Origin of the sequence: Pseudomonas sp. LS1212, from assembly GCF_024741815.1 — a bacterium.
Lineage (GTDB): Bacteria > Pseudomonadota > Gammaproteobacteria > Pseudomonadales > Pseudomonadaceae > Aquipseudomonas.
On the sequence record NZ_CP102951.1, the window covers coordinates 1836930 to 1860957 of the forward strand.

Consider the following 24028-nt stretch of genomic DNA (forward strand, 5'->3'; position numbering starts at 1 on the left):
TCAGTATAGGCGAGAGATCAGGTTGGGTTTTTTGGGTGTCTGTCGGGCCTCATCGCTGGCAAGCCAGCTCCCACAGGTATGGTGGGGGTTTTGTGGGAGCGGGCTTGCCCGCGATGAGGCCCTCACAGACCACCTAAAAATCCACCTCACCCCACAGCCCCCACCCGCCAAAGCCCCAGCATCAACAACACCAATGCCACGGCAGCCGTGATCGTGCGCACATGGTTCCAGCGCGTCCATTTGACGACGTAATCGCTCCAGAACCCCGCCGCTTCAGCGCTCGAGGCATCGATCCACTCCAAGGCATTATTGAGCGGCACGTTGAAGGCCATGGTCACCACGACGTTGCCCACCAGATAGAGCACACCCCCCAGCAAAAGCAGGAAACTGCCCGGGCTTTGCCAGCTCACCAGCGAATAGATGACCAGTACCCCGCAAGTCGCCGCCGTGCCGAGAAAGAGCGACAGGAACAACGGATTAAGCACCGTAACGTTGATCGCCTGCATGGCGGCAATGCCGCTGGGCGCGGGGATTCGGGCCAGGGCCTTCATCACGAAGTTGGAGAAGGCGTAGAACAGCCCGGCCATCAACCCGCAACCGACGGCGGCGAAGAGAGTCACGAGGAACAACAGTGCGGTGAGGAAGGTCATGTGCTGGGCCTATGCGTAAGGGGGCAGTAACCCGTCAAGCATAGCTAGCCGATTTATCGAGGAGAATTCATCGCTGGCAAGCCAGCTCCCACAAGGACTCCATCATACCTGTGGGAGCTGGCTTGCCAGCGATTGACCGCGAAGCGGTCATGAAGCAATCAGCGTTTGCCCATCGAGCGGCGGGTGCCGTTCGGCGCGCGGCCAGGGGTCTTGTCGTGACTGGATTTGCCAGCCCCCGGGTAACGCGGCTGGTCCTGTTTTTTTGCAGAAGCAAAGGCTGCCGGCTTGAACGGGAAGGCGAACGCGGGAATGCCCGGCTTGCTGTCCTGGCTGTCGCCGCTGGTTTGTTCAGGGGTGGGCTCGACAGGCAGCGGGTGATCGACAGACATGAAACGCTCCGGGAAGTGCAAGGTGATCGGGACACGCTGAGGCGCCCAAGGCGCGGCAGTATACCTGTACAACCAGGGCAACGGCTGTGGTTCAAACCGGTTGCAGGCGCAATCCTGACTGATGGCAAGTAGAATCGTACTATTGAATGCGTTTTCGAGGTTGCAGTGGTGGATCTACAGCAGGGTTTTCTCCTGACCCGGCATTGGCGCGATACGCCCGACGGCACCGAAGTGGAGTTCTGGCTGGCCACCGACGACGGCCCCCGGCATATCCGCCTCCCTCATCAACCCTCGGTGGCCTTCATTCCTGCCGAGCAACGCGAACAGGCCGAGGCGCTGCTGCGCGGCGAGCGTGGCGTCGAGCTGCGCCCGCTGGGCCTGTGCGACTTCCACCACCGCCCCGTGCTGGGGTTGTATTGCCAACAGCACCGCCAGTTGATGAACCTCGAAACGCTGCTGCGAAACGCCGGCGTCGATGTGTTCGAGGCCGACATCCGCCCGCCGGAGCGCTACTTGATGGAGCGCTTCATTACCGCACCGGTGTACTTCGGTGGTACGCCCAATCGCGGCGGCACATTGCTCGACGCGCAGATGAAGCCTGCGCCGGACTACCGCCCCAACCTGAGGCTGGTCTCGCTGGACATCGAAACCAATGCCCACGGCGACCTGTACTCCATCGCCCTGGAAGGCTGCGGCGAGCGGCAGGTCTACATGCTCGGGCCGGCGAACGGTGCGGCTGAGGCGCTCGACTTCCAACTCGACTATTGCGACAGCCGGGCGCAATTGCTGGAGGCATTGAACCGGTGGCTCGCCCGCCACGACCCCGACGCCATCATCGGTTGGAATCTGGTGCAGTTCGACCTGCGCGTGTTGCACGAGCATGCGCAGCGCCTGAAGGTGCCGCTGCGGCTCGGACGCGATGGCGATGTGATGGGCTGGCGTGAGCACGGTGGTCGCAACAACCACTACTTCGCAGCGGCGGCCGGAAGGCTGATCATCGATGGAATCGAGGCGCTGCGCTCGGCGACCTGGAGCTTCCCCTCCTTCAGCCTGGAAAACGTCGCGCAGACGCTGCTCGGCGAGGGCAAATCCATCGACAACCCGTACCAGCGCATGGACGCCATCGACCGCATGTTCGCCGAGGACAAGCCCGCGCTGGCACGCTACAACCTCAAGGACTGCGAGCTGGTCACGCGGATTTTCGCCAAGACCGAACTGCTGACCTTCCTGCTCGAGCGCGCCACCGTCACCGGCCTGCCCACCGATCGCAGCGGTGGTTCGGTCGCGGCCTTCACACACCTGTACATGCCGCTGATGCATCGCCAGGGCTTCGTCGCACCGAACCTTGGCGAACGACCGCCAGAGGCCAGCCCCGGTGGCTTCGTGATGGACTCGCGGCCCGGTTTGTACGAATCGGTGCTGGTGCTCGACTACAAGAGCCTCTACCCGTCGATCATCCGCACCTTCCTGATCGACCCGGTGGGGCTGGTGGAGGGCATGCGCCACCCGGAGGACAGTGCGTCGGTGCCCGGTTTTCGCGGGGCACGCTTCTCGCGCACGCGCCATTGCCTGCCGGCGATTGTCGAGCGTGTCTGGCAGGGCCGCGAAGCGGCCAAGCGCGAGAAGAACCAACCGCTCTCCCAGGCCCTGAAGATCATCATGAATGCCTTCTACGGGGTGCTGGGCTCCAGCGGCTGCCGCTTCTTCGACCCGCGCCTGGCGTCATCCATCACCCTGCGTGGCCACGAGATCATGCTCAAGACCCGCCAACTGATCGAAGCCCAGGGCTATGCGGTGATCTACGGCGACACCGACTCCACCTTCGTCTGGCTCAAGGGGGCGCACGAGGAAGCCGCAGCGGCGCAGATCGGCCGCACGCTGGTGCATCAGGTGAACCAGTGGTGGCGCGAGCACCTGCAACACGAATACGGGCTGCAAAGCGCGCTGGAGCTGCAGTTCGAGACGCACTTCCGGCGCTTCCTCATGCCCACTATCCGTGGCGCCGAGGAGGGCAGCAAGAAACGCTATGCCGGGCTGGTCACCCGTGCCGACGGCAGCGAAGAGATGATCTACAAAGGGCTGGAAACCGTGCGCACCGACTGGTCGCCGCTGGCCCGGCAGTTTCAGCAGGAGCTGTACCTGCGCATCTTCCATCGGCAACCCTATCAGGACTATGTGCGCGATTACGTGCGCCGCACCCTGGCCGGCGAGCTTGATGAACTGCTGATCTACCGCAAGCGCCTGCGCCGGCAGTTGGGCGACTACCTGCGCAACGTGCCGCCCCATGTGCGTGCGGCGCGTATCGCCGATGAGTACAACGACCGGCAGGGCAGGCCGCGGCAGTACCAGAATGGTGGCTGGATCAGCTATGTGATCACGGTCGCGGGGCCTGAGCCGCTGGAAACGCGCAGCGCGCCGATCGACTATGACCACTATGTGACGCGGCAGCTGCAGCCGGTGGCGGATGCCATATTGCCGTTCGTGCGGGACGATTTCAGTACGTTGATCGGTGGGCAGCTGGGGTTGTTCTGAGCCCGCACCCTGCGGGCGGGCCCAGCGATGTCGGTGTTCAACCCAGCGAGCGCATTACCGCCAAGGTCTTCTCGATGTCTTGCGGGCTGTTGACGATGCCGGCCGAGAACCGCACCGTCGAATGGCGATAGGGCGTCGCGCTGGCAATGATTTTGTGCTGCTTGAGGACCTCCACCACCTCTCGCGGTGAATGCCCCTTGACCTCGCAACACACGATCCCGGCCGACAACTGCGCCGGGAGCGGTGTGTGCAGGGTGACATGCGGCATGGCGTCCAGGCCTTCCTTGAGCAGACCATTGAGTTGCGAAACCCGGTCGGCAATGCGTTTGCGGCCAAGCTTCCTGTTGAACTCGAACGCTTCGATGGTCGCCCACTGGTTTTCGAAAGCCAGAAAGCCCCCCGGGCTGACCCAGGAGGCCTCGGTCGGCCCTTGCGGATCGCGCTGCTGCCGCCACGCATTCGAGGGCTCGGCCGCCATGATGGTGGGTATGGTCGGAATGACCTGCGCCCAGTGCTCGGCCTTGGCCCAGACCAGGCCTGTCCCGTGAGGGGCCATTATCCATTTGTGCGTGCCGGCGCTGAAAAAATCACAGCCAAGGCTCGCAACGTCCTCATCCACGCAGCCGAAACCGTGCACGCCATCGACCACATAGAGAATCTGGTCGTCGGCCTTGCGCCTGCGGTTGGCCTGCGCGATCACTTCACCGATTTCTTTGAGCGGCAGGCGTACGCCGGTACCCGAATGCACCCAGGTCATGGCGACCAGCCTGGTGTTCGGACGGATCGCATCGCCGATTCGTTGCACGATCGCGTCGACGGTCACCTCACTGCGGTCGCGATACAGTTCGATGCGGCGGATGCTGCCCCCCAATTTCAACATGGCCAGGCGCATGGCTTCATCATGGGTGTACCACTCATGGTGAGTCGTGAGGATCTCCTGGTCGGCCCGCAGGTGCAGGCCGTTGTAGATCATCGACAAGCCTTGAGTCGTGCTGGTCGTCAACGCGACCTCCTCGGGCTTGCCGCCGATGTACTCGGCGGCAGCGGCGCAGACCTTGCGCCAAACCATATCCTGCGGTTTGGCAAACATGTGATCCTCAAGGTAGGTGTAGGGGTTTTCGTCGAACGCCTTGCGATGTCGGGCCAGTGCTTCACGTACAGGTAGAGGCATGGAAGCCAGGAAAAAATTGGAGATGTGCACGTAATCGGGCGACAGGTTGAACTGAGCCCTGACCGATGTCCAATCATGAGAGTCCATGGGTATTTTCGAGTCCTTGTCCGCTGCCAAGCCAACATTGCTCAGCATAGCGCTGCCGGCAATACTAGCGCTCAGCGTGCCTCTCATGAAATCGCGACGTGTAAAGGCCATTGATGATTACCTTGCAGGGAGGGCTCAGGCCACGGGGCGCAGAGGACGAGCGAACAATGCGTTGCTGATGCGCTGGCCGTACAGGCCAACCGCAAGGCCGAGGACAATCAGCGCCATGGCGAGCAGTTTGGTGTACGAAAGGCTCTCGTTGAAAATCATCACCGAGCCGAGCATGCCGAAAATAGGCACCAGCAACGACAGCGGGGCCACCGTTGAAACGGGGTACTTCTTGAGCAGCGAATTCCACACCCAGTAAGCGAACAGGGTGTTGGGGTAAACCTGGAACAGGATCGACAGCACCGCAGTCAAATCCAGCTGGTTGGCCAGCGCCACGTAGCCGGCAGAGCCATTGACCGCATAGTCCAGAGCGAACAGCGGAATGGGTGCAAAGGCGCTGGACCACACGAGAAAGGCGAACACCTCTGTGGTCTGGGCTTTTTTATTGATGATGTTGGCCACGCTCCAGGCAATGGCCCCGAACAGCACCATCGCCAGGCCGGCCATCGTCACAGAGCCATCGCTGATGAAAATGATGCTCAACAGGCCGCCAAGCGCAATGGCGATGCCGATCAGTTGAAATTTGGTGAGGGCTTCCTTGAACACCCACGAGCCGAGCAGGATGGTGAAGAAGGCACTGAACTGGAGCACCAGTGAAGCGATGCCGGCCGACAGGCCGGTCTTGATCCCCAGGTTCACGACCCCCCACAAGCCGATGCCGAACACCAGGCCATAACCCACAATGTAGCGCCATGCCACGTTGGGCTTGGCGATGAAGAATATGGCGGGCAGGGCGCAGAGCGAGAAACGGATACCGGCCAGGATAAAGGGGTCCACCGTTGCCAGGCCCAGCTTTATGACCGAAAAGTTGAAGCCCCAGATGGCGGTGATGAGAATCGCAAGTAATAGATGTCCAGGTTTCATGTGTAGGTCGCCAAGTAGTCCATCATTCAGGGAAGAGGCCGCACGCAGCCTGTAAACCAGTCGTCATCGGTCAAGCGCGGTCAGGCTACGGCCTCGGTGGCCGGGCACAGCGCTACACCGTCAAAGAGGTTGCGCAGCCAGGCCTTGGCCTGGTTCGGGCTCGCCAGCTTCACGATGCCTGTCAGCGGCGCCTCATGGGCGGAGTAGGTGACGTGCCGGGGCAGCGCCGCGCCAATGGGGAGCTCATGCCACTGGACAATGGCGCTGCTGTCGCGAAACGCCGTTGCCCCGCTGAGCCCTGCAAAGGTTGCGTCTGGATGCGCGTGCCCCGGGAATGCAAACCAGCCGAAGCAGTCGGGCGAAGCGTTCGAGGGCTCACGGGGCTCGATCGGATACGTGTGCAAATGGATGCGCAGTTCCAGAGAGGGGAGATGGATACCGGTGGCCATTTCGAAGGTTGCGACTACATCCGCGCCGCCCACTCGATGGCCAACTTCCAGAAACACAGGGTTATCGCCATCCATGATGGCTTCCAGGTGAAAGGCCCCGTCGCGGATTTCCACCGCCGCCAGCGCCTTGCCGACCCACTCGCGCATGGCCGGTGTGGTTTCCATCTGAAAGGAGCCCAAGGGTTCACCGTGCTCCATGTAGGCCAGGCACGTGCCGACATACTCGCTGGAAGTCATCTCGTAGATCCGGCCGTGTTGAACCAGCCCGTCGAAATGGCGCACCGGCCCGTCAATGAACTCCTCGACTTCAAATGCCTCGAGCCGCAGCGCACTGTTGTCCATTCGCTGACTCACTGCTTGCGCTGCCAGGGCGACGCTGTCGTGCACTTCCACATCCACACTCGATGCGCCGCTATGGGGCTTGATCACGGTTTTACCGGACCAGGGGCAGGCATCGGGTCGTTGCATGAAAGCATCCAGTGACAGGAAGCGAGGCACCCGCAAGCCGCTGGCTGCAACAGCGTCCTTCATGAGCAGCTTGTTACGTACCAGGCTGACCTGCCGAACGGACGGCCCCGGCACGCCGAAGGCTTCCCTGAGGCGTGCTGCGTCGAGCAATTCATACTCGGACATTGAAATGATGCGGTCGAAACACATCGGCCCCTGTATCAGCCACGCGTACGCTTCGTCGAAGGCACTGGACAGTCCGGGGCGTACGACCCGCGTGCAATTCAGATCGGCAGGGAGTGTGTCGATGATGGCCTGTACACCCAGATAGGTGACGTGGTGCGCCGTGTGATCGATGCCACGGTGGTACTCGATTCGGGCATAGGGAACGCGATGTAAAATCAGGATATTCATAATCTGAAACCTTTAAAAAGCGCCGCCTGACTGCTTCATGGGCAAAAGTCAGAACGTTGATGTTGTGTGCGTCGAGCCTGCAAACTCAGGGTGTCAGGAGGCAATCCGTTGCGATTGCCCAGGCAGCAGGCGGGCCAGTTCCATCAGCCATTGCTCGCGCAGCGTCTGGATCACGTCACGGATATCGACCCGGTCCACATGCAGCACGATGCACACCTGGGCCGCAAAATCGCTGTTATCGCGTGGGACCCGTCTGATGTGGCGTTTCTCCAGGCCCAACCAGGTGAACTCGTAGGCGACCAGCTCCTTGTGGTTCAGGCCATGCAAGGTGGCTGACGCCAGCAGCGCGTAGGTGAAAGGGTGATGATCAGTGGTGATGTCGTGGGGCTCGAAGTCCATGTCCCTCGGCACGCCCAGCATGATGGTGGCGGCTGTGCAGGTGGGGGCATTCAGGGCGGCGGGGACGTCGACACCAAAGACCGAGTCAATCCAGGTTTCGAACAGATCCAGGCCGTAGACCCAACGTGCCAATGACCAGATTTTCATTCCGGCGGGGCGACGATTGGGCTCCACAACGGCAGCGCGCGTACCGTCCTCGTTCAATTTGATTTCATTGTGAAACGGCCCGCGTGCTTGACCGATCAAGTGGTTGATCTGCTCGCCCGTGGCAAGCAGCGTCTGGCGCTCGCGATCGTTGAGGCGGGCCGGCAGCACCTGGGCGATTTCCACCGGGTAACGGCCATCGGCGCTGATCTTTTCGGTAATGAATGTCAGCGAACCCAGGCCGTCGTGGGAAAACTCGCGGCGGTAGGGAATCAACTGCTCGGCAAGCACGCCTTTTTCGACATAGGGTGCGACTTCGCAAAAGGCACTGGCGGGGTCATCGCCGCTACCGACGAGCACCACGCCACGGTTGTTGCCTTCACACATGGGCTTGATCACGAAGCCTTGCCGGTGGCGGTCGGCAAAGCGCAGCACGTCCTCTACGCAATGGATCGCAGAAAAATCCGGTACCAGCACGCCCATGCCCTCAAGCGTGGAGCGCTGTGCCGTTTCATGGGTGCGATACACGTATTTATCGAACGCACTCAGGGCCTTGCTGGCATCATCGACAGGCAGCCCGAGACGCTCAAGCAGTGCGGCGCCGCTGGCAACCGCATTGTCAGAGAAGACCAGGCCGGCACTGATACGTGACGCGTGTGGGCCAAGGCTTTCGATGGCGCGCTCGACAAAGTCGGCTGACAACGGATCGACATCGAATACGGCGTCGCTGATCGATAGATCAAGCGCTTGCGGATTGCTGCGAATCAGCCAGGTTTCAGCGCCCCAACGTACATGGGCGTAATTGCGCATCCGAAAAACTTCGGCGATGCGGCTCAAGTTGTAATCGATGATCAGCAGTACAGGCACATTGGGTGACATGTCGCTTCTCCTCTACGGGCATCTGGCCAGCGATTGTTATTAGTGGGTTGCGCAGGTCACGTTGTCGCCAGGCTGCCTCTGTCGAGACTTGGCATAGCGAATGTCAATGGCTTGAGCCGAGAGCTGGCTCAACAAGGTGAACGTCTGTCGGTGATCGTTGCGTGCGAACGCCCAGAGCATTTGCCCCAGGAACACTTCGCGGGCTTGGGCCGGGATTTCGTCGCCTGGTTTGAGCAGTACATGGGAAACCACCGGGTCCATTGCCAGAGGCCTGACTTCCACGTGCTCGAGCACGCCGGCCTCAGCGAAATAGACCCGGAAGAACGTCGCGATATCGCTGGGGCAAACCCCGTTGCATGTATATGAAATTTCGGCCAGGTAGCGCTCGAAGGTGCGGCGGGCGTTTGCATCATCGGCGCTGGCAAAGATCAGCAGTTCAAGCCAAAGCGACAACAGACTCTGGCCTTGGGTCATCGAATTGACGCTGTGGGAAATCAGGCTGCCGCCCACGCGCGGGTTGATTTCGATCAGGTCCCAGGCCTTGCCGGTAAAACGCGCCTCTATGTGGAAGCATCCCCAGTTGAGCTGGACTTCATCGACGACTTTGCCGATCCATGCGACCCCCTCGGCGATAGCTTCGGGCGCGAGACTGACTGGCGGGCTGGTGCAGCAGTTTTCCAGCACCGTGTCGGCAGATTCGGTCATTTCGCATTTTTCGTGGATGGCCACGACATGTGCATTGCCATCGACCACCAACACTTCGAAGCTGAACTCGCGCCCGGTAATGTAGTGCTCGGCCATGAAACTCAGCGGGCCGTTGAAGGCGGAGGCGTACAGGGTGTCTTTTGCAGCGCAGGCGCGGATGCCCTCCAGCCCCGCCCACGTGGTGTTTTCGCGCAGCGGGAATGCGCCATAAGAAGCAATGCCATGAATGGGTTTGATGAAGTAACGCTTGTCGTCCTCCTTGAGCAGGGCGAGGGAAACAGGTGACAGCTCGATCGCACGCGCGGCCGAAAGCCCGGCGTCGGCCAAGCGGTTGCGAACGGCCAGTTTGTTGCGCAGTTTGAGCGTGTGCTCCCAGTCCAGGTCGTGAATCCCCAGGCGGCGAATGGCATAAGCCATCAGGTGGCGATACCCTTCCCAGACGGAGATACAGCACAGCACATGCTCGCCCTGGTCATGCAAGGTATCGATGCAGGCGTCCACATCACTGACCTGCAATTGGTGAGAAGCGGTTGAGTAAAGCTCGTCTGCCCAGCCACGTAGATGGTCGAGACGCTGTGGAACATGCTCGGGAAGTGGCAATGACGACAACACAAAGCATTTTAACTGGCGACGATCGAGTTCCGCTTTAAGGTCTTCGAGAAATGAATAGCCGCAATGGCTCAGGATCAGAACACCCGACGTATTATCTGTCATTGCCGAGCCTTCCTTAAGCCGCTGCTACGTGTTTGTGAGCGAGGGTGTCTTCATACAGTTCGGTGAAGTACATCGCGAGAATTTTCTGGTGTTCGGCAAGGTACTGTTTCAGTGCGTCTATATCGGCAGGGCCTTTGATCAGGAATCGCAGTGCGGCCCACACTTCGCCAGGATGATCGTCATTGATGTCGGTGTGGGAGTGGGAAATTTGCCCGACAATATTTTTTTCACCGACCGATGTTTTAAGGGCGTCGAGTTTCTTGGGTTCGAGTTTAACGTTCACATATTCAACCAGGTAGGAATATGCCACCACGCCGAGCGGGCCTTCATGATCCAGCAAGTAGGAGAAAAACCCGGTCAGCAACTTGGTCGATAAGTAGGGTTCGGTCGCCAGGAACGTCTCGCGACTGACACCCGCGCGGCTCAGGTCCTGAATGAACAGCTCGTCGTGGAGCATTTCCTCTTGTTCATAATGCGCCCAGATCTGCGCAGCCTCAGGGCTGACCTTGGCAATTTCGGTGAGCGCCTTGGCTTCCGAGACGCGCAGCATGCGAATGCGCCAGGCGGTTTCGATCAGGTGGCGCTTGTAATACTCACTGTCGACATTTTTGCCTTCCAGGTGAGCAGCCTCAGGCACCGTTTCATACCACTGCTCTACCTGACGATCGATCAGCCGATCAATCTCGGCGCGCAGCGTTACGGATGCGGCGGCATTCAAAAAGGGAGTGCGATCGCCATAGCCAACGTTTTTTACACGGTTCAACATGATTCAGCCTCATCGGATAATTAGGTGAAAAGATCGATCAGTGGCGCGTCAAGGTCGTTTGTAAGGAACACTCCTTTTGGGCGTGAATAATGGTTGTAAATCGCTAGGTGACGACTTCTACAGTCGCTGCCCCCTTTAATCGGCATTGGCAGGCAAGTCGATAGTCGGCACCGGAATAACCGAGCATGTCGATAAACGCCACTTCGTCGGCATCTTGTTCGCTTAGTTGCTCATGGCCTTCGATGACTCTTATGACGCACGCCCCGCATGCACCCATTCTGCAGCCAAATGGAATGATGTTTTTTCCATTGGGCTCGTATTCGATATCCGTCATCGGCGCATTGGCCGGTAGAAGAAAGTCCTGTTGGTGCGATACCACAGTCAGTTTGTGGAGTGTCATGGCAACTCGATTCCGTCATAAGTTTAGTGCAGGGCGTTCCGCAACTGCGAAGTTGAGGTTGTTATTGATATCGAACGCGTACAACTTTGTTGCGGTAGAGTGCGCTTACGGCTGGATGACTTTCAGGTATAACCAGTACAGCCAGGCGATAGCGCTGATCAGTGCTCCCATCAGACAGACTGCGCTCCAGCCCCAGAGTGCATAGACCTGGGTCGACGCGATTGCACCCAGTGCGCTGCCGACGGAGTAAAAACACATGTAGGCGCCTACCAGGCGGCTCTGGGCATCGGGCCGGGCGGCAAAAATCAGGCTCTGATTGGTGACATGTACCGCTTGCACGGCAAAGTCGAGGAGGATCACGCCCACCACCAGGGCCAGCAGAGAGGTTTCGGCGAATGCGGTGGGCAGCCAGGACAACGTCAGCAGCGCCAGGGCAATACCGGTAGTGCGCTGGCCAAGCCCTCTGTCCGCCCAGAGGCCGGCTTTCGAGGCGGCGAGGGCACCGGCGATGCCGGCCAGGCCGAAAAGACCGATCTGGGTGTGGGACAGAGAGAGTGGCGGCGCACTGAGCGGCAACACCATTGAAGTCCAGAGCACGCTGAAGGCGGCGAATATCAGCAAGGCGAATGTGCCTCTGACCCTGAGTGTGCGTTCAGTGATGAAAAGCTTGAACACCGATGCCATCAGTGCCGGGTAGGACGCGTTGAGGCGTGGCAGGCCCGCCTTGGGCATCATTTTGAAAAGTACCGCCGCCATGACCAGCATCAGCGTTGCCGAGACGAAATAAACAGCTCTCCAACCGGCGAAGTCAGCGATGACGCCCGACAGGAATCGCGCCAGCAGAATACCCAGCACCACCCCGCTGGTGACGGTGCCCACCGCCTGGCCGCGTTGCGCAGGGGTAGCCAGTGCTGCCGAATAGGCCACGAGCACCTGGACCACGACGGCCATCAAGCCAACCATGATCATTGCGCTGAGCAACGCCGCCCACTGTTGCGCAAACCCGACAACCGTCAGGGCAACGGCTGAAAGCACGATTTGGGTGAGGATCAGCCACTTGCGGTTGAGCAGGTCGCCCAAGGGCACGATGAACAGCAGCCCTGCGGCGTAGCCGACCTGTGTAGCGGTCACCACCACGCCGATCGTGCTGGGCGGTACGGACAGGCTGCGCGCCATGGAGTCGAGCAAAGGCTGGGCGAAATAGACGTTGGCGACTGCCAGTGCACAGGTCACCGCGAACAGAAGCGTAAGCGATTTCGTCAACGTGACCGGTTGGCGGGTTGCATGGGCTTGCTCGCGTCCCCTGGCGGCCACGTCTGCCAGCGCTTCTGCGGGGGCCTCTATGGCATTCGCGGTTAGCGGAACGATGATTTTTGACGTCATGTTGGCCTTCCCTGGCAGTCATCTGGTTTTAAAATAAAACCACTTGATTGCTTTCTATCAAAACAGGTTTTAATCTGCAACTAGTTTTTGCGAGCCCTTATGTCCTGACTTCGGGAGGGTGGAAGCAGGCGGTTGATCGTTAAGGCAGAGGCCACCGATGGCTAAACAAGAGTCCCTGGAATGCAGCGAATGCCCCGTGGCCCGGACCTTGGAGGCGATCGGTGATCGTTGGTCACTGATGATCATCCGTGACGCGTTTGACGATATTCGCCGGTTCAGCGAATTTCAGAAAAGCCTTGGCCTGGCCAAAAACATTCTCGCCTCGCGACTCAAGGCCCTGGTCGAGTTGGGTGTTTTCGAGGTCCAGCCGGCTTCCGATGGCAGCGCCTACAAAGAGTACGCCCTGACGGAAAAGGGCCGTTCGGTGTTTCCGATCGTCGTGTCCATGCGCCAGTGGGGTGAGCGTTATATGTTCGGCGCCGGAGAAATCCATTCTATTTTACTGGACAACGACCACGACCGGCCCGTGGAGGTGATCGAAGTCCGTTCAGCCCAGGGCAAGATGCTCGGGCCGCAAGACTGTCATCGACGCCGGATCGTCAAATAAACGCGGCAGGCGCGGCTCAAACCGGCAGGCGCAACGTCTCGACCAGTTGCCGCTCTTCCTTCTTCGCCGACCGGGCATGACGGCCAATCTATCCACTTGCCCACTTCACTAGTGTCCGGTAAAAAATGGGGAGGCTGGGAATGGGATGATTGGCTCGCGAAGGGGTGAGCATATCCAGATACTGTAGTGGCCTTGCTGGCCCGTTCCGCCCTTACGGCGGGTCACTTTTGACTGGGCAAAAGTAACCAAAACCCCTGTCCCTGCATCCGGCCCTACGCTGCGCTTCGGGTCCCTTCACTCCGGCATTGCTCCCGCCGGGGCGCACCGACGGGCCGTCCCTGGCCCTTCGGTGCTTGCTCGGCTCCTGCCTCGCACCCAGCTCCGCAATGCCTGCGTTCAGCCTCCTGAAGGGACGTTCGGTGGTGGCTGGACGATCGCGGAAATCAAAAGCATTCGAAGCAAAAGCAGATCCGGGTTTTTGCTTTTTGCTTTTTGCTTTTTGCTTCGCTTCTAGATGCGCGCAATTGCAGGCGACACCGATTGTCCCTTCAGGAGGCCGAGTGGAGTCCCCACGGGAGCAATGACGGAGCGAGGGAACCCGGAGCGCAGCGCAGGGCCGTATGCAGGGACCAAGGGTTTTGGTTACTTTTGCCCCAACAAAAGTAACCCGCCGTAAGGGCGGAAGGGGCCAGCAAGGCCGCTACAGCATCTGGATCTGCCCACAAAACCAAGTCGCAACGAGCCGATCATGGCTCAAGCCCAGGCAACGCAAGGGGTAAAAAGCACCCCCTGCATTTTTAACCGGACACTAGTGACGCAGAGCGTGGGAACGAGAGAAAAGCGCCCACGTAGCAATCACTCAGACACATCAACCACCGCAATCACATCCGAACCGCCCCCCGCCTTGCTGTCCCGACGCTCATTCATCCAGCTGACCACCTGCGCCCCAAACGCAGGCGGTGCCTTGCGCCCGACTCGCCGTGCGAGGTCCAGGATTGTCTGCTGGGCCAAGGCTTCTTCCATGCGCTTCTGCGCCGTCAACATCACGCCGTGAATCGCGCAGGTGCCGTCCACGGCCCACTCCGGTGGCGAGCCATCGAACAAGGCGCAGCGCTCGCGCACCTCGCGGCAATCGAAGATTGACTTGCGACCGTCGATGGCGATGACGATGACGATGGCGATATAGCCCGAATCGGTTGCGCGCAACACCGTAGTGGTGGCCGGCGGCGGCTTCGCCGGGATTGAAACCGCGACTGAAATGCCGGCGCGCCTGCGTGCCGTACTGGGTGATGATGCGGACATCAACGTCATCGTCGTGGACCGTGGCAATAAAATCGGCGCAGCGCTGGGCGATGGAATCCGCCCAACGATCGTCGAAGCGTCCGAAGAACTCGGCGTCAAATGGCATTTGAACGCATCCGTGGCCCCGACTCACCATTACCGTGCAGGCTGATCAATCAACCAACGAAGCTTCAACTGTTGCAAGCGTCCATCACGATTCATCTCATCCAGCGCCTGTTGCCAGCGCGCTACCTGCCGAACATCGGTCTGGGGCGAGAATGCAATATAGGTTTCTTGCTTCATCAACGACATCTGATAATGCAACTGGCTCGGCTCCAGCCCGACTTCCCGGGCCAGGGTCGCGGCCGAAAGGGTATCGGACACCACGAGATCGGTCCGGCCCAGCAGTAGAAGACGCATCATCTGTTCTGGTGTTTCCACGCCGTACAGATTGCCCAATCCCTGTTTGCGCAAGTACTCATAGACCATCCATTTTCGCGGCACAGCGATCCGTCCCAGGGCGCTCGCCTGCTTCAGGTCATGCACCGCTTGCATGTGTCCATTGCCTGCATACAGCGCCATTTCCACCTCCATCAACGGGCCGACCCACTGGTAGTGCGCCTCACGCTCGGGAGTACGAAACACGCTAAAAACCGCTGTGTTCGGCGCGGTACGGGCAACCAGCAAGCCGCGCAGCAAGGGAATCCGGTCCATCTGCACGTGGTCCCCGGTCCGCTCAGCCAATGCGCGCACCACATCCACACAGAAGCCCACCAACTCACCGCCCTGCTGAAAATGCAGTGGCCGATGGTTATCGGTGAGCAGATGCAGATCGGCCGCAACCGCAGTCAAGGTAAAAAAGCACAGCAGGCAACCGGCGATCAGCTTCATGAACCGAACTCAAGACCATAAGATGGGAAGCTTAGTCCGAGTGCGTGGGTGTCGCAGTCAATCGGCGGTTATTGCGTGGCGTCAAACGCTTCTTCCTGGAAACGCCAGACCATATTCCCCGTCACGGCCTGAATCCAGGCATCGCTGAACTCGCCCGATGGGCGAGGTATCACTTTACTCGGAGAGGGGCCACGAGCCCGTCGCTCACGTGGCGGGCACTTGTTCGATTCCGCAGTTTCCATCACGGGTGGCTGAGTCGAGGGATTTTTTCGGCGCCATGTAAAGCAGATCCGGCCTCGTTCCCACGCGGAGAGGCGGGAACGAGACAACGAGAAAACCAGACAACCTCAGGGGGAAGGTGCAAGAGCGCCGTCGGGCAAGGGGGCATTCTGCTTCATTGCCGCCCCCTCCAGTTGAGAACGTGCTTTGCCACGCCGTTGCTCCCAACGCTCTCTCCTCAAGGCAAGGTTCTTGCCTTCAATGAAGTCGATGTACTTGGTGAGGAATTCGACGAACTGTGGTTTGAAGATCCCGTTGTGGCCATCGATGATCCCGCCCTCGGTATAGACCACGGCGACGGGGCTATTGGGTACCTTGTGTTCCGGCAGCCGTTGCAGGCTCATCCCGGCAAATGAAAGGTTACCGGTGAAGTCGAAATGGGAAATGACCTCTCTATTGCTGTAGTCCGCAGCCACTAACGAATCCGGGGTGCCGGGCGCCAACGTCATGGTGTGCGTGCGCTGGGGTTCGAACTCGCCCAACGCTTCACCGTAGAGGTTGCCTTGATAGTCGTTGCTGAAGGGGGGGCGGAACAGACGCGTGAGCCCGCGTGCGATGGGGAAGAAGAACTGTCTGGGCGAGTCGTTGTCGGCGGAAAAAACCACGAGCTGCGGCGCCTGGTTATAGGAAAACCGGATCTGGCGGTAAAGGCTGTCGATCTTGGCGTACTGGTAGGCTTCGAGCGCAGGGTTGAGCAAAATATTGACATCGCCAAAGCTGTCGATCGGCACGATCTGGTCGGCCATCTCGGCCGGGGTCGTCTGCGAAGGGTCCTGCAGGCTACTGGCCAATCTCGGCGCGCGTTCGGTGAGGTAATACTCCAGGGGGCGTGCGATCGATTTCATCAGCACCTGCCCACCGAAGCTATGCCCGATACTCACCAGCCCCATGTAGGGCTTGCGGGTGTCTGGCTGAGGGATGTTTGAACGTACGCCCAGCGCGTTGGTTCGCAAGTAGATGCGATGCAGGCGCTCGATAAATTCACTGACGTCACCATCGCCCACCCGTTCGGCGGCCGTTTTTCGCCACCACATGGTTGCATAGTCGAGCACACCGGGCAGCGATTTGCCCCGCCAGCCCACATAGACACCGATCAGTTTGAAGGTGGAGTTTCCCGTGATGTTCTGGCGCGCGGTGGCGTACTCGGGAGCGGCCAGCTTGTCACCCAGCGACTTCAGTGTGTCCTTGAAGTCCAGGTAATTGGTGTCTGTCTCGGTGTCGGCGTTGTGGTGCCAGCCATGGATAAAGAGCACGACATAGGTGTTGGTGGTTTTGGCGGACTGCTTGATCAGGTTGATTGTGTCCTGGGCTTTTGCCGGGTTCCACCAGGAGCCGAAGTCATCGACTTGAACCACGCGCAGTTCATAGTTGGCCTCGGTGACGTCGGGGGCCTTGAATTCCTCATGGTAGAGGGAACAGCTGGACATCAGCAGCAAGGCTACCAGCGCGACGATCACTGCGGGCACTTGGGGTTTCGACATGACGACTCCCTGAAACACGTGCTGCCTGTTGTAACTGCTCAGGGTCCGTGTTGACCCTGTTTTCGACTCACTGATTGCGCGGATCGCCTGGCAAGAAAGCGTCCGTCACCTCCAGATAGCGAGGAGCGGCGTGGACAGCGTGCCGTTCAAGTCTTCTCCAATGAGTCAAGTCGACAACAACGAAAATGACAATAGATTGTGCGGTCTGCCGGCGCTACAAGCGGGTAGAGGCAGACCACGATGGATGAACGGTACTGCGAAGACGTCAGGAGCCCGCGCCGTACAGCCGGGGGCGGCGATCGCGGTGCAGGTCGTTACGGTCGCTGATGCGCTTGTTGCGCGCTTCGGCGAGGTTCAAGGTCGCCAGCAACACCTGCTCGCCGCCAAGCTCGGTCGGGCCTGTCACAGGATAGCCATCGGCGTCGACGATCACCGAGCCCTGCACCCAGCCAACCCCGCGCTCGTGGCCATGACGATCACAGGCGGCGATGAACATCCGGTTGACCGAAGCATTGGCCTGTACCCGTACCACCTCGGCAGGGCGCTCGGTCAGCGGCCGCGGGCCATCGGGCCAATTGACCGGTGCACAGAGCAGCTCTGCACCCGCCAGCGCCGGCAGCCGAACCCACTCGGGGAATTCCAGGTCGTAACAGATCATCATGCCGATACGGCCAAAGACCGTTTCCACCACGGGCGGTGCGGCATCCCCGGCGCTGAAGATCGCATTTTCCGCATCCCAGAGGTGTGCCTTGCGGTACACCGCACGCAGCCCCCGGGCATCGATCATTGCCGCACTATTGGCCAGCCCATCGTCCGCCAGCCGCTCGCAGAAGCCACCGACGATGACGATCTCCAGCTCACGGGCCAACGCCTGCCACAAGCACAAGGTCGGCCCCTCCGGGGTTTCCGCCAGGGCCAGGGCCTCGGCCCGGTCGGCGAAAACGTAGCCGCTCTGCGCCAGTTCGGGCAGCACCACCACCTGGGCGCCGCGCGACGCCGCCGTACGAATGGCCCGTTCGGTCAGCTTGCGGTTGTAGGCAAGGTCGCCAACCTTCGGCGCCACTTGGCAGCACGCCACATGGATAGTGTTCAGTGCATTCACTTGGCGAAGCTCTCTGTCATCGAATCGATTACCTTGCCTTCGTGCTCAAGGTCAATTGAACGGCTGAGGATGAAATAGGTGAGGCCAGAGACGACGAGGCCGACCAGCCAGGAGATATCCACGCCCTCCAACAGCCGCGCCATCGGGCCGACAAACACTTCCTGCCCGGCACTGGCATCGAAGATGTAGAAGAACGGCACCATCGCAGCGAACCCCACCAGGTAAGACACGATTCCACGGAGCTGCCAGGCACCGTAGATGCCCTTGGGGGTAAAGAAATGCGGGATCGCGTAACGGCCCTTGCGCACGAAGAAATAGTCCACCAGATTGACCGCGGTCCAGGGCACCAGGAAGTACAGCAGCAACACCAGGAAGGTATTCAGAATCGCGATGCCATCGCCTTTGATCGACAGCACGCAGCTCAACAGGATGATGCTGATGGCAAAGATCGACATCACCCGGGCGCGTGGCGTGGGCGTGATCTTCTTGATCGAATCGACACCGGTCAGCAGCGTCAGCATGGCGCTGTAGGTGTTGAGCGCGATGATCGGCAGAAAGCCCAGAACCGATACCAGGACCAGCACATTGCCCAGCCCAGGAACCATCGCGGAACCGACCTGGTTCAGCGCTACCAGCGCATCGGTGGCTTGCAACTGCTGCGCCAGCCAGGCACCGAGCCCGATCATCCAACTGCCCGACAAGGAAGCCCCGAGGAATACCGCCGTGATCAGCTTGGCGCGGCTGGTGTTCTTCGGCAGGTAGCGCGAATAGTCGGACACATAAGGCGCATAGGAAATGTTGTAGCTGGCGCCGATGGCAAACAGCGTGGCAAACGCGATCCAACTGAATCCGAGCGTGCTGGCCGGTGCGGCCTCACTTTGGCCGACCCCGAACATCAAGGCGACGGTGACTAGCGTATACAGCGGCAAGGTCGCCATCAGCGCCCACTTGAACGCCTTGTGCATCAGGTCGTGGCCGTAGATCGCCAATAGCGCACCGACCACCACCACCGCACAGGCCACGAGGGTCGGATCAAGGCCGAACACATCTTCAAGGCCATTCATGATCAGCGAGACGTTCACCACGTTGAAGCCGACAAACACGAACATCGTCGCCATCAACGCCAGAATCACCCCGCGATAGCCGAACTGGGCCCGCGACTGGATCATCTGTGGCAACCCCATCTCCGGCCCCTGGGAGCCGTGGAAGGCCATGAACAGGGTGCCGAACATGATGCCCAACGCGCCGGCCAGCATCGTCCACAATGCCGACAGTCCCAGGCTTGGGCCAACAAAGCCGATGGAAATGGTAAAGAAATGGAAATTGCCCAAAAACCAGAAAGGCCCCTGGCTGCTGAGCTTGGCGTGGCGTTCGTTTTCCGGAATGTAATCGATCGAATGGCCTTCGATGGCCAACCCGCCACTCGCTTCGACGGCGTGAGCGGACTGATGGGACCCTGACATACGATTCTCCTTGGCATTGAATCGACTGTGGTAATTGTTTTTATGGGTGCAGCTGTCAGCGTGTCGGTGCTAATGCGCACTGAGACTTGCGGCTGAGCGCCGGTTCCGTTGCAATGTAGGCATTCGGCCGGGGCGGTAAAATATCCCAGGCCAACTGTTTACATAGATACCTGTCTATGTAACGGCCAATCGGGAGCGGGCATGCTGGGAAACGTATCTGAGCTGGATCTACGCCTGATCCGGGTATTTCTGGCCGTGGTGGAGGCGGGCGGTATCTCGGCCGCGCAAACCACGCTCAACACCACCCAGCCCACCATCAGCGCGCAGCTGGCATCACTGGAAGCGCGCGTGGGCTTTCGTCTGTGCGAACGCGGCCGCGCCGGCTTTGCCGTCACGCCCAAGGGCACCCAGTTCGTCGACGCCGCCCGCCGCCTGCTGGCCGCCGCCGAAGGTTTTCGCGTCGAAGTCCAACACATCAACCGCACCCTATCGGGCAACATCAACATCGGCCTGCTCGGCCAGATCGACCCAGTGGCCAACAAGAAAATCGCCCTGGCCATCGCCCGCCTGCGCGCTCGGCATGAGGGGTTGTATTTCCACTTCACCGAACTGTCGTCTTCGTTCCTGGAAGAGAAGATCATCAACGGCCACCTGGACCTTGCGATCGGCTATTTCTGGCACCGCTTGCCCAGCATTGATTACTTTGCGCTGTTCAAGGAAACCCAGATCGCCTATTGCGGGCCGACGCATCCGTTGTTCGACAAGGTAGGCACACTCAACAGCCAGGACGTGGCCGAGCATGACTGGGTCTGGCCCAGCCACCCGCTGCCGGAAATGCCGGCGCCCACCTCGATCGAGCGACTGACCGCGCTGACGGACAGTATGGATGGGGCGGCGTTGTTGATCCTGTCGGGCCAGCACCTGGGGTTTCTGCCGCAGCACTATGCGGCCAGGCATGAGCAGCTGGGGCAGTTGCATCCGCTGAATCAGGAGCAGTTGCGGTATGAGGTCGACTTTCATGCCGCCGTTCGTCACTCGGCGCGGCAGCGGGATGTGGTGAGTGCTTTTCTGGCGGAGTTGATGGATGTTTTCGGCGCAAGGTGATGCCATCGCGGGCAAGCGGAGGATGTTCGGCTCGTTGCGACTTGGTTTTGTGGGCAGATCCAGATGCGATCCAGCCGAAGCTGTTGTAGCCCTGGCTGGCGGAACTGGCCCATTACGAATGGGTGGAAGGCGCGCTGTTGCTGAGCGACCTGAGTGAGCCTGCGCATGACCCGGAGGGTAATCTGCTCGATGGCGTTCCTCTGCTGTCGCAGCTTGCCTGGCCGTTGGCCTACCACTGGCCGGTCAGCGAAATCGGCCCTGACTACCTGCCGCAAGCGGCACCGCCAGAGCCGACCTTGCTGCTGGCACGGCGCGGCGCGGACCTGCACGTGCACTTCGCGCCTGGCGCCCCTGGCCCACGCGTTGCTCGCTTCTCTGCAGGAGCGGCATTGCACCGGTCGCCAGCACCTGGAGGCGCTGGCCGAGGCCATTGACGTCGATGGCGCGGCCATCCTGCCCCAGGGCCTGGCCCTGCTGGAAAACCTGCGCGTGCAGGGCGTGGTGCTCGGTACCCGCGCCTAGCATCTCTTTTTCCTCGCTCCCACGCTCTTTCCTCGTTCCCACGCAGTGCGTCACTAGTGTCCGTTAAAAACTGAAGGGGAGGCTTGCCCCTTTCATCTGTCGAAAAGCACCCCGCCGATTGGTAGCGGCCAGACTGCCTGTTGTGCAGCCAGACAGGCTGAGCTTCCGAACATTGCGTAGTCCATTTCCCAAATGCGGTGTAGCGGGGGTGCCCTTGTGGCGCTTTCTCTGCACACTGGCTGCCCACGATTTCAAGGGCACCCTTGTGATGACCACGACGGCCTTTGACTCAAGTCCGTATGAGGGGCCTTTCCAAAGATGGAGGTGTCCCATTGCCGCATAGAGGGATCTCATGCTCAACGAACTGCGCATTTTCTTCGACCACAGCCGGCACAAACTCTGGGTCCGCGGCATCAACAACGCACGGCTCGACGTCCTGGCCTTCGAGGGCGAAGAGCGCCTGAGCCAGCCGTTCAACTACTGCGTGGAATTCACCTGCACCGAGCAGGACATCGCCGCCGAGCAGATGCTCGACCGGGACGCCAGCTTCAGCCTGCACGCCGCGCCGCAAAAGCTGCCGTTCCTGGGCCTGCCGGTGCCCGAGGTCAAGCCGCTGCGCACTTTCTACGGGGTGATCACCGGCTTCCAGCGCCTGTCCGCCTCTCGCGACGAAGCCCGCTACGAAATTACCCTGCAGCCGCGCCTGACGCTGCTCGATCGGGGCCAACAGTTCCGCATCTACCAGCACCAGTCAGTGCCGGACATCGTCGAGCATATCCTGCGCAGCCGTCACGAGTTCCGCGGGCAGGACTTTCTCTTCACGCTGGCCCGTGACTACCCCAAGCGCGAACAGGTCATGCAGTACGGCGAAAGCGACCTGGCCTTCATCGCCCGCCTGCTGGCCGAGGTCGGCATCTGGTATCGCTTCACCAGCGACGAACGCCTGCACATCGACGTCGTCGAGTTCCACGACGACCAGCGCCACTACCAGTTCGGCGTCAAGCTGCCATACCGCCCGCCCTCCGGGCTGAGCAGCAGCGACCAGGACGGCGTGTGGAAACTGCAGACCAACCACCAGGTGGTGGAGCAGCAGGTCAACTTCCGCGCCTACCACCACCGCGATGCCAACGCCTGGCTCGATGGCAAGGTCGACCAGACTCGTGGCGCGAAAACCACCTACGGCGAGGCCTATCACTACGCCGAAGCCTACACCGTGCTCGGCGACCGCTACGCCCAGGACGAAGACCTGCAAAGCGAAAGCGGCTACTTCTACGCGCGCTTGCGCCACGAGCGCTACCTCAATGGCCAGACCCAGCTCAGCGGCACCAGCAGCAGCGCCACCCTGGCGCCCGGTCAGGTGCTGAAGATCTCTGGCGGCGCACCACAGGCCTTCGCCCCGGGCGCGGTGATCACCCAACTGACTACAAAGGCCGCACGCGATTGCAGCTTCGAAGCCAGTTTCCAGGCCATCCCCTATGCGGAAAGGGTGTGCTTTCGGCCGCCGCTGGGGGCCAAGCCGCAAATCGCCGGCACCGTGCCGGCCCGGGTCACCAGCACCCGGGCCAACGACCCCTACGGCCACATCGATCTGGAAGGCCGCTACAAAGTCCAGTTCCTGTTCGACCGCGACGCGTGGAAGCTCGGCCAGGAAAGCCTGTGGCTGCGCCTGGCCCGGCCCTACGCCGGCGACACCCACGGCCTGCACCTGCCGCTGATTGCCTGCACCGAAGTGGCCGTGGCCTTCGAACAGGGCGACCCTGACCGGCCCTACATCGCCCATGCCCTGCACGACAATAAGCACCCCGACCACGTCACCCTGAAGAACTACCGGCGCAACGTGCTGCGCACCCCGGCCAACAACAAGCTGCGCATGGAGGACAATCGCGGGCAGGAGCACGTCAAGCTCAGTACCGAGCACAGCGGCAAGAGCCAGCTCAACCTGGGGCATCTGGTCGATGCCCAGAAACAGAAACGCGGCGAAGGTTTTGAATTGCGCACCGATGGCTGGGGTGCCATACGGGGTGGCAAGGGCCTGTTCATCAGTGCCGATGAGCAGGCCAAAGCCCAGGGTCCGGTGCTGGAAATGGGCGCGGCCATTGACCGCCTGCAACAGGCTGGCGAGCAATTGCAAAAACTCTCCGTCGATGCCCAGGCGAGCCAGGCCGAGCCGGCGGACGTACAAGCGCAAATAAGCCTGCTCAGGCAGGACCTGGAACAGCTGAAATCGTCCGTCCTGTTGCTCAGCGCGCCCAAGGCATCGCGCTCACCAGCGGCAAGCACCTGCAGTTGGCGGCACAACACAACCTGATGCTCAACGCCGGGGGCGAAGCGGACATCAGCGTGGTCAAGCGCCTGTTCATGGGCGTGGGGCAGGGGCTGAGCCTGTTCGTGCGCAAGCTGGGCATCAAGCTGATCGCCAACCAGGGGCCGGTGAGCGTCCAGGCGCAGAACGACAAGCTGGAACTGCTGGCCCGGCATGGCCTGGAGATCACCAGCAGCGAAGACGAAATCCACATCACGGCCAAGAAGAAAATCACCCTCAATGCCGGCGGCAGCTACATCACGCTCGATCCACACAGCATCGAGTCCGGTACAGCGGGCGACTACGTGATCAAGTCCGCGCACTTTGACTATCAGGGCGCAGCCAAGCAGGCGCTGGACATGCCGCCGTTGCCTCCATTGACCGAGCATGCCACCGAGTCCCTGAAGCGTACGGATATCTCTGGCTGACCCCTTT

The 24028-nt window shown here is 60.5% G+C and carries 17 protein-coding genes and 4 pseudogenes; 6 read left to right on the forward strand and 15 right to left on the reverse strand.

The features are described from left to right. Nucleotides 1-146: 146 nt before the first annotated feature. Entirely contained in the window at nucleotides 147-650 is a 504-nt protein-coding gene (locus NVV94_RS08635) for a DUF1772 domain-containing protein (RefSeq protein ID WP_258446778.1), read from the reverse strand. Nucleotides 651-808: 158 nt separating this feature from the next. Further along, nucleotides 809-1039 (reverse strand): hypothetical protein, encoded by a 231-nt coding sequence (locus NVV94_RS08640; protein ID WP_258446779.1) that lies wholly within the window; start codon nucleotides 1037-1039, stop codon nucleotides 809-811. A gap of 168 nt (nucleotides 1040-1207) precedes the next feature. Here NVV94_RS08640 and NVV94_RS08645 point away from each other — a divergent pair, with 168 nt between their 5' ends. Then, on the forward strand, nucleotides 1208-3571 hold the full coding sequence (locus NVV94_RS08645) for a DNA polymerase II (RefSeq protein WP_258446780.1): 2364 nt from the start codon (nucleotides 1208-1210) through the stop codon (nucleotides 3569-3571). A gap of 37 nt (nucleotides 3572-3608) precedes the next feature. Here NVV94_RS08645 and NVV94_RS08650 read toward each other — a convergent pair whose 3' ends face one another. The 8 genes from NVV94_RS08650 to NVV94_RS08685 form a co-directional block, all read right to left on the reverse strand. Further along, on the reverse strand, nucleotides 3609-4829 hold the full coding sequence (locus NVV94_RS08650) for an aminotransferase class V-fold PLP-dependent enzyme (RefSeq protein WP_258446781.1): 1221 nt from the start codon (nucleotides 4827-4829) through the stop codon (nucleotides 3609-3611). 135 nt (nucleotides 4830-4964) lie between these two features. After that, a complete protein-coding gene (locus NVV94_RS08655) occupies nucleotides 4965-5861 on the reverse strand; it encodes an EamA family transporter (RefSeq protein WP_258446782.1) in 897 nt (298 codons plus the stop codon). A gap of 80 nt (nucleotides 5862-5941) precedes the next feature. After that, complete coding sequence (locus tag NVV94_RS08660) at nucleotides 5942-7171, reverse strand: acetyl-CoA carboxylase biotin carboxylase subunit family protein (protein WP_258446783.1); 1230 nt, start codon at nucleotides 7169-7171, stop codon at nucleotides 5942-5944. Nucleotides 7172-7264: 93 nt separating this feature from the next. Next, a complete protein-coding gene (locus NVV94_RS08665; RefSeq protein ID WP_258446784.1) occupies nucleotides 7265-8593 on the reverse strand; it encodes an acetyl-CoA carboxylase biotin carboxylase subunit family protein in 1329 nt (442 codons plus the stop codon). A 39-nt stretch (nucleotides 8594-8632) separates the two neighbouring features. Then, nucleotides 8633-10012, reverse strand: a complete 1380-nt coding sequence (locus tag NVV94_RS08670; RefSeq protein WP_258446785.1) for an acetyl-CoA carboxylase biotin carboxylase subunit family protein — start codon at nucleotides 10010-10012, stop codon at nucleotides 8633-8635. A gap of 13 nt (nucleotides 10013-10025) precedes the next feature. Further along, nucleotides 10026-10778, reverse strand: a complete 753-nt coding sequence (locus NVV94_RS08675; protein WP_258446786.1) for a hypothetical protein — start codon at nucleotides 10776-10778, stop codon at nucleotides 10026-10028. Between the two features lie 103 nt (nucleotides 10779-10881). After that, nucleotides 10882-11178: a (2Fe-2S)-binding protein gene (locus NVV94_RS08680; RefSeq protein WP_258446787.1), complete on the reverse strand. Its 297-nt coding sequence runs from the start codon at nucleotides 11176-11178 to the stop codon at nucleotides 10882-10884. Between the two features lie 105 nt (nucleotides 11179-11283). After that, complete coding sequence (locus tag NVV94_RS08685; protein WP_258446788.1) at nucleotides 11284-12561, reverse strand: MFS transporter; 1278 nt, start codon at nucleotides 12559-12561, stop codon at nucleotides 11284-11286. Between the two features lie 157 nt (nucleotides 12562-12718). On the opposite strand from NVV94_RS08685, the gene NVV94_RS08690 reads away from it, so the two are divergent. Next, nucleotides 12719-13168 carry a helix-turn-helix domain-containing protein gene (locus tag NVV94_RS08690; RefSeq protein ID WP_258446789.1) on the forward strand — a complete coding sequence of 150 codons (450 nt, stop codon included), beginning with the start codon at nucleotides 12719-12721 and terminating at the stop codon, nucleotides 13166-13168. A gap of 855 nt (nucleotides 13169-14023) precedes the next feature. Here the strand turns inward: NVV94_RS08690 and NVV94_RS08695 are convergent. Beyond that, nucleotides 14024-14338, reverse strand: a pseudogene (locus tag NVV94_RS08695) (transcriptional regulator); the annotation flags it as partial. A gap of 16 nt (nucleotides 14339-14354) precedes the next feature. Between NVV94_RS08695 and NVV94_RS08700 the strand changes: the two are divergent. After that, nucleotides 14355-14594, forward strand: a pseudogene (locus NVV94_RS08700) (FAD-dependent oxidoreductase); the annotation flags it as partial. An 11-nt stretch (nucleotides 14595-14605) separates the two neighbouring features. Here NVV94_RS08700 and NVV94_RS08705 read toward each other — a convergent pair. The 4 genes from NVV94_RS08705 to NVV94_RS08720 all read right to left on the reverse strand — a co-directional run bounded on the left by NVV94_RS08705 (nucleotide 14606) and on the right by NVV94_RS08720 (nucleotide 19665). Beyond that, complete coding sequence (locus NVV94_RS08705) at nucleotides 14606-15340, reverse strand: ABC transporter substrate-binding protein (protein ID WP_258446790.1); 735 nt, start codon at nucleotides 15338-15340, stop codon at nucleotides 14606-14608. A 347-nt stretch (nucleotides 15341-15687) separates the two neighbouring features. Next, entirely contained in the window at nucleotides 15688-17100 is a 1413-nt protein-coding gene (locus NVV94_RS08710; protein ID WP_258446791.1) for a hypothetical protein, read from the reverse strand. Between the two features lie 265 nt (nucleotides 17101-17365). Beyond that, complete coding sequence (locus NVV94_RS08715) at nucleotides 17366-18202, reverse strand: nitrilase family protein (protein ID WP_258446792.1); 837 nt, start codon at nucleotides 18200-18202, stop codon at nucleotides 17366-17368. Continuing rightward, on the reverse strand, nucleotides 18199-19665 hold the full coding sequence (locus NVV94_RS08720; RefSeq protein ID WP_258446793.1) for a cytosine permease: 1467 nt from the start codon (nucleotides 19663-19665) through the stop codon (nucleotides 18199-18201). Before NVV94_RS08720 ends, NVV94_RS08715 begins: the two co-directional genes overlap by 4 nt. A 201-nt stretch (nucleotides 19666-19866) precedes the next feature. Here NVV94_RS08720 and NVV94_RS08725 point away from each other — a divergent pair, with 201 nt between their 5' ends. From NVV94_RS08725 to NVV94_RS08735, 3 genes and pseudogenes are all read left to right on the forward strand, one after another. Continuing rightward, nucleotides 19867-20769, forward strand: a complete 903-nt coding sequence (locus NVV94_RS08725; protein WP_258446794.1) for a LysR family transcriptional regulator — start codon at nucleotides 19867-19869, stop codon at nucleotides 20767-20769. A gap of 89 nt (nucleotides 20770-20858) precedes the next feature. Then, nucleotides 20859-21291: pseudogene (locus NVV94_RS08730) on the forward strand (DUF2063 domain-containing protein); the annotation flags it as partial. 352 nt (nucleotides 21292-21643) lie between these two features. After that, nucleotides 21644-24021 (forward strand): annotated as a pseudogene (locus tag NVV94_RS08735) (type VI secretion system Vgr family protein). Nucleotides 24022-24028 lie beyond the last annotated feature (7 nt).

Coding starts and splice junctions, on each gene's coding strand:
- NVV94_RS08720 (WP_258446793.1), bottom strand. CDS start 19,665: ATGTCAGGGTCCCATCAGTCCGCTCACGCCGTCGAAGCGAGTGGCGGG.
- NVV94_RS08725 (WP_258446794.1), top strand. CDS start 19,867: ATGCTGGGAAACGTATCTGAGCTGGATCTACGCCTGATCCGGGTATTT.
- NVV94_RS08650 (WP_258446781.1), bottom strand. CDS start 4,829: ATGGACTCTCATGATTGGACATCGGTCAGGGCTCAGTTCAACCTGTCG.
- NVV94_RS08660 (WP_258446783.1), bottom strand. CDS start 7,171: ATGAATATCCTGATTTTACATCGCGTTCCCTATGCCCGAATCGAGTAC.
- NVV94_RS08690 (WP_258446789.1), top strand. CDS start 12,719: ATGGCTAAACAAGAGTCCCTGGAATGCAGCGAATGCCCCGTGGCCCGG.
- NVV94_RS08640 (WP_258446779.1), bottom strand. CDS start 1,039: ATGTCTGTCGATCACCCGCTGCCTGTCGAGCCCACCCCTGAACAAACC.
- NVV94_RS08680 (WP_258446787.1), bottom strand. CDS start 11,178: ATGACACTCCACAAACTGACTGTGGTATCGCACCAACAGGACTTTCTT.
- NVV94_RS08665 (WP_258446784.1), bottom strand. CDS start 8,593: ATGTCACCCAATGTGCCTGTACTGCTGATCATCGATTACAACTTGAGC.
- NVV94_RS08705 (WP_258446790.1), bottom strand. CDS start 15,340: ATGAAGCTGATCGCCGGTTGCCTGCTGTGCTTTTTTACCTTGACTGCG.
- NVV94_RS08670 (WP_258446785.1), bottom strand. CDS start 10,012: ATGACAGATAATACGTCGGGTGTTCTGATCCTGAGCCATTGCGGCTAT.
- NVV94_RS08675 (WP_258446786.1), bottom strand. CDS start 10,778: ATGTTGAACCGTGTAAAAAACGTTGGCTATGGCGATCGCACTCCCTTT.
- NVV94_RS08655 (WP_258446782.1), bottom strand. CDS start 5,861: ATGAAACCTGGACATCTATTACTTGCGATTCTCATCACCGCCATCTGG.
- NVV94_RS08710 (WP_258446791.1), bottom strand. CDS start 17,100: ATGTCGAAACCCCAAGTGCCCGCAGTGATCGTCGCGCTGGTAGCCTTG.
- NVV94_RS08635 (WP_258446778.1), bottom strand. CDS start 650: ATGACCTTCCTCACCGCACTGTTGTTCCTCGTGACTCTCTTCGCCGCC.
- NVV94_RS08685 (WP_258446788.1), bottom strand. CDS start 12,561: ATGACGTCAAAAATCATCGTTCCGCTAACCGCGAATGCCATAGAGGCC.